The organism is Gordonia aichiensis NBRC 108223 (assembly GCF_000332975.1).
Taxonomy (GTDB): Bacteria; Actinomycetota; Actinomycetes; order Mycobacteriales; family Mycobacteriaceae; genus Gordonia; species Gordonia aichiensis.
Map to the genome: position 1 here is coordinate 1 of NZ_BANR01000015.1, position 17185 is coordinate 17185.

17 protein-coding genes are annotated in these 17185 nt (G+C 65.9%); 9 read left to right on the forward strand and 8 right to left on the reverse strand.

The features are described 5' to 3' along the window. Positions 1-966: Rossmann-fold NAD(P)-binding domain-containing protein (locus GOACH_RS14105; protein ID WP_005175745.1), on the reverse strand; the 966-nt coding region annotated here is incomplete at its 3' end. Positions 967-1227: 261 nt separating this feature from the next. On the opposite strand from GOACH_RS14105, the gene surE reads away from it, so the two are divergent. Continuing rightward, complete coding sequence (gene surE / locus GOACH_RS14110) at positions 1228-2016, forward strand: 5'/3'-nucleotidase SurE (RefSeq protein ID WP_005175747.1); 789 nt, start codon at positions 1228-1230, stop codon at positions 2014-2016. 67 nt (positions 2017-2083) lie between these two features. Here the strand turns inward: surE and GOACH_RS14115 are convergent, their stop codons facing one another. Together GOACH_RS14115 and GOACH_RS14120 are read right to left on the reverse strand one after the other, a co-directional pair. Further along, entirely contained in the window at positions 2084-2713 is a 630-nt protein-coding gene (locus tag GOACH_RS14115; RefSeq protein WP_005175749.1) for a hypothetical protein, read from the reverse strand. Continuing rightward, positions 2710-4245 carry an AMP-binding protein gene (locus GOACH_RS14120; RefSeq protein WP_005175752.1) on the reverse strand — a complete coding sequence of 512 codons (1536 nt, stop codon included), beginning with the start codon at positions 4243-4245 and terminating at the stop codon, positions 2710-2712. The genes GOACH_RS14115 and GOACH_RS14120 overlap by 4 nt, the downstream gene beginning before the upstream one ends. Before the next feature lie 190 nt (positions 4246-4435). On the opposite strand from GOACH_RS14120, the gene GOACH_RS14125 reads away from it, so the two are divergent. Genes GOACH_RS14125 through GOACH_RS14150 form a run of 6 tightly spaced genes read left to right on the forward strand, consistent with a single transcriptional unit; the run spans position 4436 to position 11146 of the window. Further along, complete coding sequence (locus GOACH_RS14125) at positions 4436-5638, forward strand: cytochrome P450 (RefSeq protein ID WP_005175755.1); 1203 nt, start codon at positions 4436-4438, stop codon at positions 5636-5638. After that, the gene (locus GOACH_RS14130; protein ID WP_005175763.1) at positions 5635-7077 is read left to right on the forward strand and encodes an aldehyde dehydrogenase family protein; all 1443 of its coding nucleotides are present in this window, start codon (positions 5635-5637) and stop codon (positions 7075-7077) included. Before GOACH_RS14125 ends, GOACH_RS14130 begins: the two co-directional genes overlap by 4 nt. Further along, complete coding sequence (locus tag GOACH_RS14135) at positions 7074-7892, forward strand: SDR family oxidoreductase (protein WP_005175767.1); 819 nt, start codon at positions 7074-7076, stop codon at positions 7890-7892. Before GOACH_RS14130 ends, GOACH_RS14135 begins: the two co-directional genes overlap by 4 nt. Beyond that, positions 7889-9391, forward strand: a complete 1503-nt coding sequence (locus tag GOACH_RS14140; protein WP_005175771.1) for a pyruvate, phosphate dikinase — start codon at positions 7889-7891, stop codon at positions 9389-9391. The genes GOACH_RS14135 and GOACH_RS14140 overlap by 4 nt, the downstream gene beginning before the upstream one ends. Positions 9392-9416: 25 nt before the next feature. Then, positions 9417-10112 (forward strand): TetR/AcrR family transcriptional regulator, encoded by a 696-nt coding sequence (locus tag GOACH_RS14145; RefSeq protein ID WP_005175773.1) that lies wholly within the window; start codon positions 9417-9419, stop codon positions 10110-10112. Next, a complete protein-coding gene (locus GOACH_RS14150; RefSeq protein WP_005175776.1) occupies positions 10109-11146 on the forward strand; it encodes a ferredoxin--NADP reductase in 1038 nt (345 codons plus the stop codon). Before GOACH_RS14145 ends, GOACH_RS14150 begins: the two co-directional genes overlap by 4 nt. Here GOACH_RS14150 and GOACH_RS14155 read toward each other — a convergent pair. Continuing rightward, positions 11101-11769, reverse strand: a complete 669-nt coding sequence (locus GOACH_RS14155; protein ID WP_005175779.1) for a TetR/AcrR family transcriptional regulator — start codon at positions 11767-11769, stop codon at positions 11101-11103. The two genes, GOACH_RS14150 and GOACH_RS14155, sit on opposite strands and share 46 nt — an antisense overlap. Positions 11770-11944: 175 nt before the next feature. On the opposite strand from GOACH_RS14155, the gene GOACH_RS14160 reads away from it, so the two are divergent. Beyond that, positions 11945-12472: a hypothetical protein gene (locus GOACH_RS14160; RefSeq protein ID WP_005175782.1), complete on the forward strand. Its 528-nt coding sequence runs from the start codon at positions 11945-11947 to the stop codon at positions 12470-12472. Positions 12473-12608: 136 nt separating this feature from the next. Here GOACH_RS14160 and GOACH_RS24005 read toward each other — a convergent pair whose 3' ends face one another. Continuing rightward, positions 12609-12779, reverse strand: coding sequence for a hypothetical protein (locus GOACH_RS24005; protein ID WP_169330871.1), 171 nt, complete (start codon positions 12777-12779; stop codon positions 12609-12611). Between the two features lie 187 nt (positions 12780-12966). Between GOACH_RS24005 and GOACH_RS14165 the strand changes: the two genes are divergently transcribed. After that, positions 12967-13842 (forward strand): glycoside hydrolase family 16 protein, encoded by an 876-nt coding sequence (locus tag GOACH_RS14165; RefSeq protein ID WP_005175785.1) that lies wholly within the window; start codon positions 12967-12969, stop codon positions 13840-13842. A gap of 11 nt (positions 13843-13853) precedes the next feature. Here the strand turns inward: GOACH_RS14165 and GOACH_RS14170 are convergent, their stop codons facing one another. The 3 genes from GOACH_RS14170 to GOACH_RS14180 all read right to left on the reverse strand — a co-directional run bounded on the left by GOACH_RS14170 (position 13854) and on the right by GOACH_RS14180 (position 17137). After that, positions 13854-14501, reverse strand: coding sequence for a helix-turn-helix domain-containing protein (locus GOACH_RS14170; RefSeq protein WP_245551899.1), 648 nt, complete (start codon positions 14499-14501; stop codon positions 13854-13856). 114 nt (positions 14502-14615) lie between these two features. Further along, positions 14616-15806 carry an NAD(P)/FAD-dependent oxidoreductase gene (locus GOACH_RS14175; RefSeq protein ID WP_005175789.1) on the reverse strand — a complete coding sequence of 397 codons (1191 nt, stop codon included), beginning with the start codon at positions 15804-15806 and terminating at the stop codon, positions 14616-14618. After that, complete coding sequence (locus GOACH_RS14180; RefSeq protein ID WP_005175791.1) at positions 15803-17137, reverse strand: FMN-binding glutamate synthase family protein; 1335 nt, start codon at positions 17135-17137, stop codon at positions 15803-15805. Before GOACH_RS14180 ends, GOACH_RS14175 begins: the two co-directional genes overlap by 4 nt. Positions 17138-17185: the final 48 nt, after the last annotated feature.

Genomic DNA, 17185 nt, shown 5'->3' on the forward strand with positions numbered 1-17185 from the left:
TTCGCTTTCGGCGACATCACGCATGCGGTCGATGGTGGCCAGCGCGAGGTCGGGGTCGACTCCCCAGGTGATCGCCCTGATCTCCCACTCCGCGGGGCCACGGAAGTCCCAATCGGCGAGGAATCCGTCCAACGCCTTGGTGAAGTCGACGACCGCCGGAACCGTCGACGCCTGCAACCGCGCATACAGCCCCTTGGTGCCAGCCTCGAACAGCGCTGCGACGTCGGGATCCTGTGCTTTTCGGCTGAGTTCCCACATACGCAGCGATGGCCCTGCGGAATCGACATTGCCCAGGCCTGCGACCAGGGTGAGCGCCTGCTCCGGCTTCCCGACTGCCTCGGCGAGCTGAGCGATCGCACCCAGTCCGACGCCGCTCTTCAGGCTCGCCTCGATGTGGTGTTTGAACAAGCGTCGCAGAAGTGTCTCGAAAGAGCGCATGCGCGAGACCAATTCGGTGTCTGTGAGCGCACTGATGTCGGGGCGGCTCGCCCTGATCTGGTCGACCTCGACGCGGTCGGCGTCGTAGGCGGCGAGATCAGTGGCACCGAGTACCTGCTCGGCGAGCCAGGCGCCCGCCTTCTCCTCGTATTCCGGGTTCTCGTCGAAGTCGCGCTTCTCGCTCTCGTAGCTCGGGATGCCCGGCATGTCGCCGAAGTACTGCAGGTCGACGGCCTCGGCAGACATCCCCGGGACGCGGACACCGAACAGTCGCATCAGCGACATGTTGATGTACAGATAGCTGCCGAAGGCCGGCAGCACATTGAACGGGACCGTCTCGTCGTAAAGGTCGTCATCCCACACACGGCACGCGACGAATGCGTCTCGCCAGCCCGGTTCCAGACAGTGCTGGAAACCGATTGATGCGTTCAGTGGCGTGATCGGATCGGGGAAGATCTCTCCGACGTTGGCACGGGAGTAGAGGGGGAAGAGTTTGGAGGTCTCGTCCATGAGTGGCCAGTCGGTCATCCGGTGGCCTCCTTCCGGTTCGGATCGGGCGGCGTCGTCACCGACAAATGTTGCGGCGACTGATTAGCGAACGCTTCGTCACATTATTATGTGATGGCGCTCACTGTGTCAACGGTCTCTCAGCAGTTAGTTTGCCGATTATTGGCAAGATCGACGACGGTATTCGACTCGCAGTCTGGACATGTATGTGATCATTGAGTCACTATTTGTGTGTCGTCGATCCGGGGAAGCGAATCAGGATCGACGCGGAAGGAGTGCAGCATGCGTGTGCTGGTCACCAACGACGACGGCGTCGACGCCGAGGGATTGGTTGTTCTCGCAACAGCTTTGGTCGATGAGGGCCACGACGTCGTGGTCGCTGCACCGACCACGGAGCGCAGCGGCAGCGGCAGTTCGATCGGTTCGATCGAGCACGGGACGAGAATCCCCATGCAGGAGACGCGCATCGACGAACTGGGCTCGACCCCGGTGTTCGCCGTCGACTGCCCGCCTGCGCTCGCGGTCATTGCCGCATGTGCCGGTGCATTCGGACCGCCCCCCGAACTCGTCGTCAGCGGGATCAACCCCGGACACAACACCGGCCGCTCGATTCTGTTCTCCAGCACCGTCGGGGCGGTTCTCGCGGCACGCGTGACGGGTGTGAGCGGCGTGGCGGTCAGTACCGCGTTCGAGCCGAACCATCGTTACGACACCGCCGCGGCAGTCGCGCGATCCGTGGTGCGGTGGATGTCCGACCGCGGGTCGACGCGCCTCACGCTCAACGTCAACGTCCCGGCAGTCGATGTCGCCGACCTCGATCGTGCCGTCATCACCACCCTTGCCGCCCAAAGCCTGTTCTCCCTGCGGATCTCACGCTCCGAGAGTGATCTCGTGCTGCATCGCGAGGAACGCGACGGCGGGTTCCGGCCCGGCACCGACGGCGCCGCAGTGGTCGATGGCCATGTGTCGATCACCAGCCTGAACACCGTGGCGGACGCGAATGGCGTTCTGTCCGAAGCCGATACCCGGGCACTCGCCCGCGCCCTCGATCTGACGCCGACCACTCTCTGACGCACGGCAGCCCACGCCGGACCCGGTTGTCAACCAGAGCCCGGCGTGGGCCGGCGGTCCGAGGCCGTCACCCCTCGTCGTCGGCCCCGCGCTCACGCCCCGTGGTGGTCAGGAGATCTTGGTGCAGTTCCATCCAGATGTCGTGATAGCTGTCGTACATCGGTCGGGCGAACGCCGCGGTGTCGCCGCCGTGCACACGCTCCAGCGCCCGGGCCAGCCGATCGTCGTAGCGTGCAAGACGTGCCACGTCGGAGGCGGCGGTGGTCAGCACTCCAACGATCTGATCGTGGACCCGATCCAGATCGGAGATCACCGCGGCGTCGTACGTGGTGTCGGAGTGATCGTTGGGCGTGGTGTCATCCTTCATCTGCCAGGCGGCGCACACCCGCTTGAACTCACCGTTGATCGGCAGGAACGCTTCGTACGCCGCGTCCATCGCCTCGCGTTCGGATGCCGAGAGTGGATGTGCTGCACGCAGTTCTGCCAAACGTTCACGTCCCTTGGGGGTGATGAGCGTCCCCGATACCCGACCCTCGCGGCGGAGGACGAGTCCGTCGTCGAGCGCAGTGGTGACGACCGCCGAGAGTGCCTCCTCGTCGAGTCCGGTCATCGCCGACAGCACCGAGTCGGAGGCGAGTCCCTTCACCGCGAGGGCGTGCAGCGTTTCCAGCAGTGTCGTATCGGTTGTCGTTGTCATACCTTTTCTCCTTCGGGAGTGGACGTGTTGTGGCCGTAGGTCTCTGCGAGGGTTTGCTTGTTGAGCTTGCCCGTGGGCAGCCTCGGGAGCTCGTCGACGAAGTCGACGATGCGCGGAGCCTTGTAGTGCGCCAACCGGTCTCGGCAGAAGTCGATCAGCTCCTGCGCGGTCAGACCCGACCCGCTGGTGCGCTGGACAACCGCCTTGACGGCTTCGCCGAACTCCGCGTCGGGTACTCCGAGGACTGCGCCGTCGAGTACCTCGGGATGCGAGAGCACCACCTCCTCGACCTCCTCGGGATAGATGTTGACTCCTCCGGAGATGATCATGTGTCCCGCGCGCCCGACGAGATACAGATACCCGTCGCGCAGATAGCCGATGTCGCCCATCTGCCGACGTGTCGGCCGTGGGCCGGCGTTGTCGTAGGCAGTCGGTGTGGTCTGCTCGAAGCAGACGCGGCCCCGCTTGCCCTCGGGCAGGTCGTTGCCGTCGTCGTCGACGATGCTGACCCGCGTGGCACCGAGCGGTCGTCCGACGGATCCCGGATGGGTCGCCGCCTCCTCCGGATCGATGTACGTGTGTCCGTATCCCTCTGAGGCTCCGTAGTACTCGTGCAGGATCGGACCCCACCACTGTTCCAGCTGATCTTTGACCTCCGGCGGACACGGTGCGCCCGAGGTGAACGCGGTCCGGTGTGTCTCCGACAGTTCGACGTCGGCGCGATCAGGAAGGCGAAGCAACCGGATCAACATCGTCGGAACCCACTGGGAATGCGTGACACCGTGCCGTGTGATCGCCTCCATCGCCCCGCGCGCGTCGAATCGCTCCATGCACACCACGGTGCCGCCTGCGGCGAGCGTCATGAGTCCAAAGGTGAACGGCGCCGCATGGTAGTTGGGGGCAGGCGAGAGAAGCACCGTGTCCCGATCGATGCCGAGCTTCTCGACGAGGCCCGAATGCCGTTGTGGCGCCTGTGCAGGATGCACGTTGAGCAGTTGCTGAGCAAAGCGCTTCGGCCGCCCGGTGGTTCCGCCGCTGTAGAGCACACGCGCTCCAAGACGTTCATCCGCGATCGGAGTGGTCGGCTGATCACGCAGCGCGTCGGCCATCGACGGATACCCGTGCGCCGAGCCTCCGACAACGAGCACATCGACCGCACCCGCTTCATTCCCGTCCTGCCCCATGAGCCGGAGCGCTTCAACGACGCCGTCGACGAGCATCGCACTCGTGACGACGGCACGCGGTTGCGCTTCAGCGAGCAGGGCAGCCAGTTCGCTCGGTTTCAGGTGCCAGTTGACCGGGGTCACGTACAGCCCACTGCGCATACCGGCAGCGACAACCACGGGCCACGCGATGTTGTTCTCCATGGCGATCACCACGGAGTCACCGGGCCGGACCCCCTGCGCTCGCCAGTGGCGGGCGAGTTGATTCGACGCCGCGTCCAGCTCCCCGTAGGTCATCGAGTCGCCGGCGGCCGCCATCACGTAGGCGAGGGCGTCTGGATGATCGGCAGCGATGGTCGGTGGATACACGAACTCCCCTAATTTGCGAACTTCCAATCACATTGCGAAAGGTGCTGGTGAGCGACCTCTACACCCGCGATCAGGTTGGTTGCTGGTTCACTTTTGATTGTTGCTGTGGTTCACAGCACACGATAGTCTATGATTTAGTGAAATTGCAGTCGCAAACCAAATTGAGTTCGTACCACCTACGGGAGTCGACATGACGACGGTCGAGAACCTTGACCTGATGGACCTCCGACCCTTCGCCGAGGGCAGGGACGCGGCGCTGTTCGCACACCTCCGCGACGAGGATCCGCTCCACTGGAACGCCGAGCCGGGCGATGGGCCCGGCTTCTGGTCGGTCACCAGGTACGACGACGTCAAGACCGTGGCGTCGGACTACGAGACTTTCACGGTCACCGAGGGCACACAGATCCCCAGTCGTCGAGCGGAGGGCGAGGGTGCGCGCAGCATTCACCATCTCGATCCGCCCGAGCACGATTCGCTGCGCAAGATCGTCACTCCCCACGTGCGCGCGGTCAAACTGAAGTCACTGGAATCCGATATCGCCGCGGTTGTCGATGATCTTCTGGACAAGGCTGTGGCGGCCGGTGACATCGACTTCGTCGCCAATGTGTCCTCTCAACTCCCACTCGTGATGATCGGCCGACTACTCGGAGCGCCTCTCGAGGACTGCCCGAACCTGCTGCGGTGGACCAACCAGATGGCCAGCGAGGATCCCGACTACTCCGAGGGACCCGAGACCGCGGTGAAGGCACGCGACGAGGTCTTCGGCTACTTCCGCGCCCTCGAGAAGCTACGACGCGAATGTCCGGCGCAGGACCTGGTGAGTGTCCTGACCGCCGCGGAACTCGACGGCGTCCCGCTCTCGCGGGGTTATCTCGATGCGTACTACCTGATCCTGATGGTCGCTGGCAATGAGACGACCCGAAACCTGTTGTCGGGCGGCGTGAATGTCCTCGCGGAGAATCCGCAGTGGTGGGATTTCATGCGCGAGAACCCGGCGAAGATCCGCGTCGTGGTCGAGGAGATGGTGCGCTGGGTCTCGCCTGTGCTGTCGATGCGACGCACCGCCACACGCGACGTCGAGATGCACGGGAAGACCATCGCCGCGGGCGACAAGGTGGTCATGTGGTTCTGCTCGGCCAATCGTGACGACCGCGTTTTCGACGACCCCGAGACGTTCATCGGCAACCGCTTCCCCAATGAGCACCTCGGATTCGGCTGGGGAGCACACGCGTGCCTCGGCGCAAACCTCGCCAAGATGGAGGCCAGACTCTTCTTCACCCGAGTGATCGAGCGAGGCCTCCGGATCGACGTGCTCGACGCACCGAACCGTTTGCAGAGCAACTTCTTCCGCGGCATCAAGACCCTTCCGGTCTCCATCGGGACGTCATCATGACCGGTCGACAGCCGGCTGAACACAGGAGCGCACCCGCGGCGATCATCGGCGACGACGAGGTGCACTCGACCGAACGCGTCGAGGTCATCGATCCCTACCGGGGTGACGTCGTCGGCACCGTCGAGTGCGCCGACGCCGATGCCGTCTCCGCGGCGGTGTCGGCAGCAGCAGTCGCGGCACGCGCGTGGGCGGACACCGCGGTAGCCGAACGCGCTGCGACGCTTCGGCGTACCGCAGCACTCATCGAGGACCCCCAGCGCGGTCTCGCCGCGACGGTGACCCGTGAGATGGGCATGCCGACGATGTTGGCCGCCGCCACCCAACAGGTGATGCCCGCAACGGTGCTGCGCGCCATGGCCGATGCCGCGGGAACCTTCGAGTGGGAGAAGCCGATCGACGGCGCGACACTGCGGCACGTGCCCGTCGGCGTTGTCGCGGCGATCACGCCGTGGAACATGCCTGTCCACCAAATCGTCGCCAAGATCTCAGCCGCATTCGCAGCAGGCTGTGCCGTGGTGCTCAAGCCGTCGGAGCTGACGCCGTTCGACGCACTCGACGTGCGCCGCTGCTTCGTCGACGCCGGTCTCCCGCCCGGTCTCTTCGCAGTGGTCAACGGTGCCGGAGCACAGACCGGCAGCCTGCTGACCTCCCACCCGGGGCTCGGACACGTCTCCTTCACCGGATCGGTCGACGCCGGACGCGCCGTAGCCCGCTCGGCCGCCGGGAATCTCGTTCGCGCCACACTCGAGCTCGGCGGCAAATCACCCGCAGTGGTCCTGCCCGACGCCGATCTCGCCGCGGTGATCCCCCGTGTCGTCGCGAGCGGACTCGTCAATTCCGGCCAGGCGTGCAATGCCACGACACGTTTGGTGCTCCCCCGTCGCCACCAGGACGAGATCGAGCGGCTCCTCGTCGACGCCGCGAGCGCGTCAGTACTCGGCGACCCGGCCGATCCGTCCACGACCATGGGCCCGCTCGCCTCCCGGCTACAGACCGACCGGGTCCTCGACCACATCGAGAAGGCGCGCGCCGACGGCGGTCACCTGCTCACCGGGACTGGCCACGCGCGCCGCATCGGCCCGAGCGACGGGTTCATCGAGCCCACCATCATCACCGAACTCGGGCCTGCGGCACGCGCTGTGCGTGAGGAGATCTTCGGGCCCGTGCTGGTCACCCAGTTCTACGACACCGTCGATGAGGCTGTCGAGATCGCCAACGACTGTGACTACGGGCTCTCCGCCGAGGTCTGGTCGGCGGACACCGACGCCGCCCGCGATGTTGCCGCGGCCCTCGAGGTCGGGCAGATCAAGATCAATGGCGTCCGCACCCGGGAACGTCCGTCCGTGCCGTTCGGCGGCATGAAGCTCTCGGGATACGGACGCGAGCTCGGCGCAACCGGACTGGCCGAGTTCACCGAGATCCAGGCGGTGATGGCATGACAACGTACGTGATCTCCGGCGCGGCGTCGGGAATCGGACTCGCGCTGGTGACCCGACTACTGCAGTCGCGCAACGATCTCCGACTGATCGGCATCGATCTCACCGAGTGCCCTGACCCGCGAGTGCACTCACTGCGCTGCGACCTCTCCGATCTCGACGCCATTGCATCCCTTGACCTCCCCGACCACATCGACGGGCTGGCCAACGTCGCAGGCGTCCCGGGTACCGCGCCTGCCGAACTCGTCCTCGCGGTCAACACCCTCGGGCCGCGCGCGCTCACCGCGCGGGCGCTCGCCTCGATGGAGTCCGGCGCGTCCGTGGTCAACGTGTCGTCGATCGCCGCGCACCGGAACACACTGCCGTCCAACGCCATCGACGAGTTACTCGCCGTCACCGACCGAACCGGGCTGAGCGGATGGCTCACCAGGCATCGACTCGACGGCCCCGCTGCGTATGACACATCCAAGCGCGCACTCACCGACTGGACGGTGCTGCTCAGCGCCGACCTGCTGTTCCGAGGCATCCGCGTCAACTCGGTGAGCCCCGGCCCGACCGAGACGCCGATACTCTCCGACTTCGAGCAGTCGATGGGCGTCGACGCGATCGCGCGGTCGGCAGGAGCCGTCGGCAGGCACGGCACCGCCGCCGAATCCGCTGCAGCCGTCGAGTTCCTCCTCTCCGACGACGCATCGTGGATCAACGGCATCGACATCCCGGTCGAGGGTGGTCTGACCGCACTCCGCACCGCCGCCCAGCGGCCTGCCGTGATCGCACCCGACAACACCCGCACCTCTGTGAAGGGAGCACTCCGATGACTTCTGGAACCACCTTGCCCGCCCGCACCTCGCTGTCGGTGCTGACGCTCGACGGCACCGCTCCCGCCGATCGCGAGCTTCTCGGCGGAAAGGCGTACAGCATCAACAAGATGCGTGCCCTCGACCTCCCGGTGCCGCTGGCCTTCGCACTGACCACCGCGGTGTGCACACGCTTTCACGACGAGGGCGGCACGCTGCCCGACGACGTCTGGTCTGCTGTGCTCGATCACCTGCGCGAGCTCGAGTGGGCGACCGGTAAGCGCTTCGGTGTCGGGCCGTTCCCGCTGCTGGTCTCCGTGAGATCCGGTGCGGCACAGAGTATGCCCGGCATGATGGACACCGTTCTCAACCTCGGACTGACCGAGGAACTCGCGCGAGAACTCGGTGAGGTCACCGGCGACGTCGACTGGGCCCAGGACACCTGGCAGCGCTTCTGTACGGGATACGGTGACATCGTGCTCGGCGACTCCGCACTCATGCCGCCCGCCGACCCTTACGACCAACTGCGCGAGGCGATCGGCGCTGTATTCCGTTCCTGGACAAACGATCGGGTACGCGCCTACCGCGAGCGCCACGGACTCGGCGAGGGAGGCGGCACAGCGGTCACCGTGCAGGCCATGGTCTTCGGCAACCGCGACGCGCATTCGGGAACCGGCGTGGTGTTCAGCCGTGACCCGGGCACCGGGGAGGCGACACTCTTCGGTGAGTGGCTTGCCAGAGCCCAGGGAGAAGACGTCGTCTCCGGCGAGCGCACACCGGAGAACATCGCACAGTTCGGCGCGCACGATCCGGAACTGCACCGCGAATTGACCCGTATCGCAGAGGTTCTCGAGCGCGAGCACCGAGACCTCGTCGACATCGAGTTCACCGTGGAGAGCGGCACCCTGTACATGTTGCAGTGCCGCTCGGGCAAACGATCGGCGCGCGCCGCCGTGCGCGTGGCCGTTGAGCTCGTCCGTGAGGGACTCCTTACCCCCGAGGAGGCGTGTGCACGGATCACCGCCGAGCAGGCGCGGCTGTTGGCAGATGAGGTGGGAGTGGCCGGCGGCGCCGAAGAACTCGCGCGCGGGGTGGGCGCGGGACCGGGCGCGGCGTCGGGTGTGGTGTTCACCGACACCGACGAGGCGTCGGCCGCTGCAGCACAGGGGACTCCCGTGGTGCTGGTCCGGCCGTCGACCTCCCCGGCCGACGTGCCGGCGATGTTCGACTCGGTCGCCGTGGTGACCGAGGTGGGCGGCACCACGAGTCACGCCGCGCTGGTGTGTCGAGAGATCGGTCTGCCGTGCATCGTGGGATGTGGCGCCGGGGTGACAACCGCTCTTGCCGGTACGACGGTGACGGTCGACGGCACCAACGGTGTGGTGTACGCCGGAGATGCTCGTGGTGACGAGAGTGCCACCGACCCGCATCTGGATGAACTACTGTCATTCCTTCCGGAGACACTTCCCGACGACCATCCCCTGAGCGTTCTGCACCAGCGGCAGGCGTTGCGTGACTGAGCCAGTGGAACAAGGTGGAGACGACATGAGCAGCGACGGTATCGATGCGGTGTACACCGCGGCCGGACTTCTCGACGATACGGCGCTCCCTGCCAAGCGCCCGAATCGGCGCGGGGAGCAAACCCGCGAGAAGCTCGTCCGGGCCGCGGTGGAGTGTTTCACCGAATACGGATACACCCGCACGCGCATCTCCGACATCACGAACCGCGCCAACACGGCCCAGGGAAACTTCTACCGACACTTCACCGGTCTCGACGACGTCTTCCTGGCCGCACTGCGACCCTCATTGGAGGAGTTGGCCACCGCGCGTCTGCGTCCCGATCACGCGCACGGCGAACGTGAATCGCTGATCAAGGTGAACACGACGTATCTGCAGGCGTATGCGCGCAATCGCCACATGCTCAGATTGCTTCGCGAGGCGGCGGCGGCCAGCGAAAACAAGGGCTTCCAACAACTATGGCTCAACCTGCGTGCCGACTTCGTGCGCCGCACCGAGCGCTGGCTCAACCGTCTGAACCAGCAGGGCGTCATCGACGAGCCGCACCCGCACATGCTCGCCGAGACGCTGGGATGTGCCACCGAGCAGATGGCCTACGTGCATGTCGGCCTGCCCGTCAGCACTCCGCGTCCGGAGGAGATCACCGAGCTGGGTACCGCATTGGGCGAGTTCTGGTATCGGTCACTGCCTCTCGCGCACGCCGACAGTGAGGTATCGCAATGACCGTCGACACCGCACCCGGGCGCTCGGCGACGACACTCGGCATCGACGTCGTGGTCGACGAGGTACGTTCGGAGACTCCTGAGGCGTCCACTTTCGTGCTGCGTTTCCCTACCGACGTCTCCTATCGGCCGGGTCAGTTCGTCACCGTCCGGATACCCAGCGAGCGCACGGGATCGGTCGCGCGCAGTTACTCTCTGAGCACCGCACCAGGAGTCGACGACCGACCCGCGATCACGGTGAAGCGCACCCGCGACGGGTACGGGTCCAACTGGTTGTGCGACAACGTCACAGCGGGGACGGTGTTGCACCTCTTGGCGCCCTCCGGGGTATTCACGCCGTCGCACTGGCGCGGCACGCTGCGCCTCTTTGCGGCGGGCAGCGGTATCACGCCGGTCATCTCGATCGCGAAATATGCTCTGATGCAACAGCAGTGCCGCGTCGAACTGTTCTACGCCAATCGCGATCAGGATTCTGTGATATTCGCCGAGTTGCTCGCCGAGCTCGCGCAGCGCCATCCTGACCGGCTACGGGTAGTGCACTGGTTGGAATCAGAAAGCGGACGGCCCGACACCGCCGCGATCGACGAGCTGTGTGGCCTGACCGATGACGATCAAGCCTTCATCTGCGGGCCCGCACCGTTCATGGATCTCGTCGAATCGGCACTCCGCACGCGGGGCGCTCCCCATTCCGCGGTACACGTCGAGCGGTATGTGTCGCTCGACGGCGACCCGTTCACGCTCGACCGCTCCGATACCGACGAGTCCGTCGACCTCGAGGCCACCATTGACGGAGAGACGATCTCGGTGACGTGCGGACGGACAACCCCACTGCTCGACGCGCTGCTGGCACACGGTGTCGACGCCCCGTACTCGTGCCGCGAAGGCGACTGCGGGTCGTGCATGGCGCGGCTCGTGACCGGAGACGTCGAACCCGGCGACGGGGTGGCGCTTGAACCGGAGGACCTCGACGACGGTTACATCCTCACCTGTCAGGCGACGCCGTCATCGGAGTCGGTCGCGATCGAATTCGACTGATCTGCAGGTTCTTCCGGCCCCGGTAGGGTCCCGTACATCGCTGCCCAGAAGCCGTCCGCCAACGCCTCGGCGAACTGGGCGTCGAATTCCTCTGGCGCGTTGATCAGGTCGAGGAGGCTGCCGCGTGTGGTGACAGTGATGAAGCGGGCGGTCTGTTCGGGGTCCATGTCGGCAGGCGCGAGTCCCTCCTGCTGGTCGCGACGGAGGCGTTCGGCCATCTTCGCGGTGTAGACCTTGAGGAATCCGTCGAACTCGGCTCTCAGCCGACTGTCGACGTCGACCGTCTCCAGAAAGGCGCGCCACACGGGTCCGTGCTTTCGCCCGAGTTCGAACATGCGGGTGATGATGTCGGCGAGGTCGTCGGGCCCCAATGGCTGCGTGCGCATCCACCATGTGTCGGACACGGCCCAGAATGCGGTGAAGAAGGGCTCAGCCGCGTTCTCGATCAGGTCACCCTTGTCGTCGAACCATTGATAGAAGGTCGACCGGGACACGTTCGCCGACGTCAGGATGCGCTCGACCGGGACGTCAGCGTACCGAACCCCGGACTCCAGGACGGTCTCCACCGACTCGAGGATCCGTGCCCGTGACCGGGTTCGACGCTTGACCGGAGCACGTGACATGCAGGTGAGCGTACTCGCCGCTCCACCACGGCCTGCTCGGTTCGTGACTCCTGACCGGTCGAACAGCAGGCCCGCTGCGACACATCACTCGTGACGTTGACGAACTCTTAGCGCCGTCGGCGAACTCTTAGCGGCGCGCATACTGTGCGCGGCGCGTGCTGCGGCGTAGACCGAAGTGGTGACACTGTTCGACATCCTGCCCTCTCTGAAAGGGGTCACCGTGGCCAGATCCTTCGATTCGACGAAGTGGCGCTTACCCATTCGGTTCGCCGGGAGCGACCTCCGCGTGAACGACGTCTCGATCCGCGAGGAATCGCTGCGCCGGAAGGTCGCGTTCTTCCTCGACGAGTCCGGAGAGCCGGTCAGTGCGGCGCTGTGCCCCGATGCGGTGTGGTTCCCGGCGCTGGTCACCCGGATCAGCAGTGCACAGTTGACCGGAGACCGCGCAGTGCTGCACGTCGACGCCGCGGTGCCGCTGACCACAGCGATCGTCGACGTTGCATTCCCCGGCTACGGGCTTGCCGGTGCCCGGCTTGCCGACATCACCATCGTCGACACCTCCGGCCATCGTCGGACCGTGCACGCCGAACTGCCGCCGCACGTGGCGGTCACCGGGACCATCGCGCTCGCACTTCGCAGTGTGGCCACGCCGACCAGGAAAGCCATGGCCCCGGCCGCCGCGAGGGCCGCCGACCGAGGCTGACGGACGGCGACCCCGCACCACACCAGGCCGGTCCGTTATCGTCATCCCGGGCCCGACGCGAGAGACCCCGCCGTGTAGGGGCGGGGTCTCTGCGCAAGGGCCGGGCGGCTGAGGAGCCGTCAGAGGCGGGGTCGGATCAGTAGTTGACCCATACCCAGTTCCACCGACGGGTGCGCGAGTCGAAGCGACGGACTCGACGACGACGCTGCGCCGGCGCGGGATTCTGACGACGGGGCTGGTTCGGTGTGGGCATGATGTCTTCTTTCTTCTCGGTGGAGCACTCCTCGGTGAGCGCTCTCTTCGACATCACCGAGAATGCCGATCGAGACTTGCGGGGGCCTCGACGTCGACTGGGAGGTCGCTGAATACCGTTGGCGCTCGCCCGATCACACTGTCGGCCCCGGTATGACTGTTCGCTGCTCCGGCGTCGCGAAGGTCCGATAGGGTCGATACGTCATCACCGGGGGAACGCCGCGAACAGGAGAACAACCCCGATGCACACACGCGCACCCCGCCTGACACTCCCCAGACCTCAACTCCCCAGACCCCGACTCTCCCGCCTCACGACGAAGCGTGCATTCCGTCTGGCCTTCCCGATGCTCGGCGCCGTGCTCGCAGCGTCTGCAGGTGTGGGATTCGTCGAGCCCGCACGCGCGGACGCCGCCACCCTGGTGTGGTCCGATGAGTTCACCGGTGCAGCCGGGAGCGCCCCGTCGCCGGCGAACTGGAACTTCGAGACCGGGGGCGGCGGTTGGGGCAACAACGAGTGGCAGACCTACACCGACTCTCGGCAGAATTCCTACCTCGACGGCAACGGCCGGCTGGTGATCGCCGCGCGCTCCGACGGCACGTCGATCACGTCGGCACGCCTCAACACACTCGGCAAGGTCGCGTTCACCTACGGGACGGTGTCGGCGCGGATCAAGCTGCCCGCGGGGAAGGGATTGCTACCGGCTTTCTGGCTGATGGGTACCGACATCTACTCCGCGGGCTGGCCGGGGAGCGGAGAGATCGACGTGATCGAAACACCTTCGGTGACAACGACATACACCAATAGTCTGCACGGACCGACGACCTCGGGAGGGGCGTGGCAACTCGGCAATTCGGGAGCGATCGCCGATCTCTCCACCGACTTCCACACATACTCGGTCACCAAGTCGAGGAACTCCATCACCGTCTCGCTCGACGGTCGAACCGTCGGCAGTTATCGCGCTTCCCAATTGAGGTCAGACCAGAAATGGGTGTTCAACAAGCCGACGTACCTGCTGCTGACTCTCGCCGTCGGCGGCAACTGGCCGGGCGCACCCGATCTGACGACGCCCAATCCGTCGTACATGACGTTGGACTGGATCCGGGTGTACTCGAACTGAGTGGAACGAAGCTAGACGGCCGAGTCCGGGAACGCGATGATCGAGAGGAAGCGGATCGGGAGCTCGACGAGTTCGACCGGGCCGTGGGCCCCCTCACCGTCGAGTTGTAGTGAGTCGCCGGGGCTGAGCCGGTACACCGACCGCGAGTGGGCGTAGTCCATCGAGCCGTCGAGCATGTAGATGAACTCGGTGCCGGGATGCTGGAACAGTGGCTGGGTCACGGACTTCTCGGTGAGCGTCACGAGCAGGCACTCGAGCCGCTTGTGTTCGCCGCGCAGCGAGCCGAGCATCTCGTACTCGTGCCCCTCGCGGGAGCCCTCGCGCACGATCTGCGAACCCTCACCGGCCTTGACGAAGACCGCCGACCGTTCGAGATCGGCGCCACGGAACAGCGAGGTCACCGAGACGTCGAACGCTGTGGCCAGCGCCGCGAGAGTGCTCAGACTGCATGAGGTCTGGGCGTTCTCGATCTTGGAGAGCATGGCCTTGGAGATGCCGACCTTGGCTGCCATGTCGCCGACGGAGAGTCCGACCTGCCTGCGTAGCCGACGGACGTTGTGCGCGATTGCCGATTCGAGTTCGAGTTCTTCGACCGGCTGGTCGACGGGGCGTTCACGCGCGGTCCCCGACTGGTTGCGGATCAGAGCGTCGTCGGTCACTCCGCCAGCATATCGGTAGACGGACTTCACTCCCGGTGAACGCCGTGGCCCGGCAGGGATTCGCGGCAACGACGCCGCCCCGACGGGTGTCCCGCCGTGCAGTGCACACATCGGCTACCGCATCTCGCCCGCACCGACATAGGGGAACCGCGTGGTGAGCAGGTCTCCCTCGGCGAAGCGGGACAGTCGGAAGTCGCACTCCGGGATGCGGGGGTCGTTGCTGCGGCCGTCGACGACCAGGTCGGCGACGAGACGACCGACCGCAGGCGAGATCTTGAACCCGTGACCGCTGAAGCCTGCGGCGATGACGAGACCGTCGAGGGGTCCGCGTGAGATCACGGGATTCCAGTCGGGTGTCACGTCATAGCAGCCGGCGTAGCTGCTGGTGATCGATGCGTCGGTGAATGCGGGGAAGCGCGTACCGACCTTGTCGACGGTCAGGTCGAGGAACGCCTCGTCGGCACGGTTGAGGTAGCCGTCGGGATCGGCGATCTCGAGTTCGGCGAGGTCGGAGTTGCCGAAGAGGATCTCTCCACGGACGTCCGGCCGGACGTACTGCAGCGACACCAGGTCCGAGAACACCGGTACGGCACCGAGTTCCATCCCCGGATGGATCATGACGATCTGCTCGCGATGAACTCGGATCGGCACGTCGATCCCGTACTCGTCCAGGAACGGCTTGGTCCACACTCCGGTCGCGACCACGACCGTGTCGGCGGAGATCGTCGAGCGATCGGCGAGTTCGACGCCGGTGACGCGGTCGCCGTCGGTCAGCAACCCCTTCACCGTCATGCCCTGTTTGATCGTGACCCCGGCGGCACGCGCCGACGCCGCGAACGCCTGTGCCGTCTGATAGGCGTCTCCGTATCCGCCGCGCTCTTCCCAACCGAAGGCGGCGAAGGGTGCGAGATCGGCCGCAGGCCAGAGCTTTGCGACTTCGGAGAAGTCCATCTCCTCGGTCTGCACGCCGACCTCGCGCTGCGCGGCAAGACTTCTCCTGAGGTTGTCGACGTTCGCCTCCCCGACACCGACCACATAGCCGGTCTGCCGAAAGCCGATGTCGGTGCCGAAGATCTCCTCGGCCTTCTCGAAGACCTCGAGGCCGGTCGCGGCCATCGCCGCCAGGGAACTGACCCCGTAGTGGCAGCGCACGATGCCCGACGACTTGCCGGTCATGCCACCGCCGACGGTGTCCCGTTCGCAGACAACGACATCGGTGATGCCGCGCTGCGCCAGGGCCCATGCCGTGGCGACGCCCTCGAGACCGCCACCGATGATGACGATCGACGCGGTCTGGGTGCTCATAGCCCGGCCCCCGTTCCCGGAATCCAGCTGGTGCCCGCGAGCGGGACACGAGCCATCGCCGACGCCTCTATCGTGATGGCGACCAGGTCCTCGGGCTCGAGATGCTGCAGGTGCGCCTTACCGCAGGCACGCGCGATGGTCTGGGCTTCCATGGTCATGACCCGCAGGAAGTTGGCGAGGCGTCGACCGCCCTCGACGGGGTCGAACCGTGCCGACAGTTCGGGATCCTGGGTGGTGATGCCCGCGGGATCGCGTCCGTCCTGGAAATCGTCGTAGAAGCCCGCGGCCGATCCCAGCTTGGCGTACTCGTCGGAGTATCGGGGATCGTTGTCGCCGAGCGCGATGAGCGCCGCCGTTCCGATCGCGACGGCGTCGGCGCCCAGTGCCATCGCCTTGGCGACGTCGGCACCGTTGCGGATTCCACCCGAGACGATGAGCTGGACCTCACGGTGCACACCGAGTTCCTGCAGCGCCTGCACGGCCTGCGGGATGGCCGCCAGGGTCGGGATGCCGACGTGTTCGATGAAGACGTCCTGGGTCGCGGCGGTGCCACCCTGCATGCCGTCGACGACGACGACGTCGGCTCCGGAGTGCACGGCGAGCTTGACGTCGTAGTAGGTGCGTGTGGCACCGACCTTGACGTAGATCGGCTTCTCCCAGTCGGTGATCTCGCGCAGCTCGTTGATCTTGATCGCGAGGTCGTCGGGGCCGGTCCAGTCGGGGTGACGGCATGCACTGCGCTGATCGATGCCCTCGGGCAGTGTGCGCATGGCGGCCACACGCTCGGAGATCTTCTGCCCCAACAGCATCCCGCCACCGCCTGGCTTCGCTCCCTGACCGAGCACGACCTCGATGGCGTCAGCCTTGCGCAGGTCGTCGGGGTTCATGCCGTAGCGCGACGGAAGATACTGATAGACAAGGTTCTTCGACTGCCCGCGTTCCTCGGGCGTCATGCCGCCGTCACCGGTGGTGGTCGACGTGCCGACCTCCGACGCACCGCGGCCGAGAGCCTCCTTGGCCCCGGCGGACAACGCGCCGAAGCTCATTCCGGCGATGGTGACCGGGGTCTGCAGGTGCAGCGGGAACTTGGCGTTGCGGGTACCCAGCTTGACGTCGGTGTCGCAGCGTTCGCGGTACCCCTCGAGCGGGTAGCGCGACATGGATGCGCCGAGGAAGAGCAGGTCGTCGAAGTGAGGCAGTGTACGCTTGGCGCCCCAACCGCGGATGTCGTAGATTCCGGTTTCTGCGGCGCGCTGGATTGCGGCGATCGTGTTGCGGTCGAAGGTCGCCGACTCGCGCAGGCCGCGCTGGGAGTTACTGAGGTTGGTCATGGAATTCTCCTTGTGCTCGTCGAGCCGCCACCGAGGGCGTGCAGCGCG

Bases quoted from the DNA above. Each gene is read 5' to 3' on its own strand.
- GOACH_RS14180 (WP_005175791.1), bottom strand. From the start codon at position 17,137: ATGACCAACCTCAGTAACTCCCAGCGCGGCCTGCGCGAGTCGGCGACC.
- GOACH_RS14135 (WP_005175767.1), top strand. From the start codon at position 7,074: ATGACAACGTACGTGATCTCCGGCGCGGCGTCGGGAATCGGACTCGCG.
- GOACH_RS24005 (WP_169330871.1), bottom strand. From the start codon at position 12,779: ATGTCGAAGAGAGCGCTCACCGAGGAGTGCTCCACCGAGAAGAAAGAA.
- GOACH_RS14115 (WP_005175749.1), bottom strand. From the start codon at position 2,713: ATGACAACGACAACCGATACGACACTGCTGGAAACGCTGCACGCCCTC.
- GOACH_RS14125 (WP_005175755.1), top strand. From the start codon at position 4,436: ATGACGACGGTCGAGAACCTTGACCTGATGGACCTCCGACCCTTCGCC.
- GOACH_RS14175 (WP_005175789.1), bottom strand. From the start codon at position 15,806: ATGAGCACCCAGACCGCGTCGATCGTCATCATCGGTGGCGGTCTCGAG.
- GOACH_RS14155 (WP_005175779.1), bottom strand. From the start codon at position 11,769: ATGTCACGTGCTCCGGTCAAGCGTCGAACCCGGTCACGGGCACGGATC.
- GOACH_RS14130 (WP_005175763.1), top strand. From the start codon at position 5,635: ATGACCGGTCGACAGCCGGCTGAACACAGGAGCGCACCCGCGGCGATC.
- GOACH_RS14165 (WP_005175785.1), top strand. From the start codon at position 12,967: ATGCACACACGCGCACCCCGCCTGACACTCCCCAGACCTCAACTCCCC.
- GOACH_RS14150 (WP_005175776.1), top strand. From the start codon at position 10,109: ATGACCGTCGACACCGCACCCGGGCGCTCGGCGACGACACTCGGCATC.
- GOACH_RS14145 (WP_005175773.1), top strand. From the start codon at position 9,417: ATGAGCAGCGACGGTATCGATGCGGTGTACACCGCGGCCGGACTTCTC.
- surE (WP_005175747.1), top strand. From the start codon at position 1,228: ATGCGTGTGCTGGTCACCAACGACGACGGCGTCGACGCCGAGGGATTG.
- GOACH_RS14140 (WP_005175771.1), top strand. From the start codon at position 7,889: ATGACTTCTGGAACCACCTTGCCCGCCCGCACCTCGCTGTCGGTGCTG.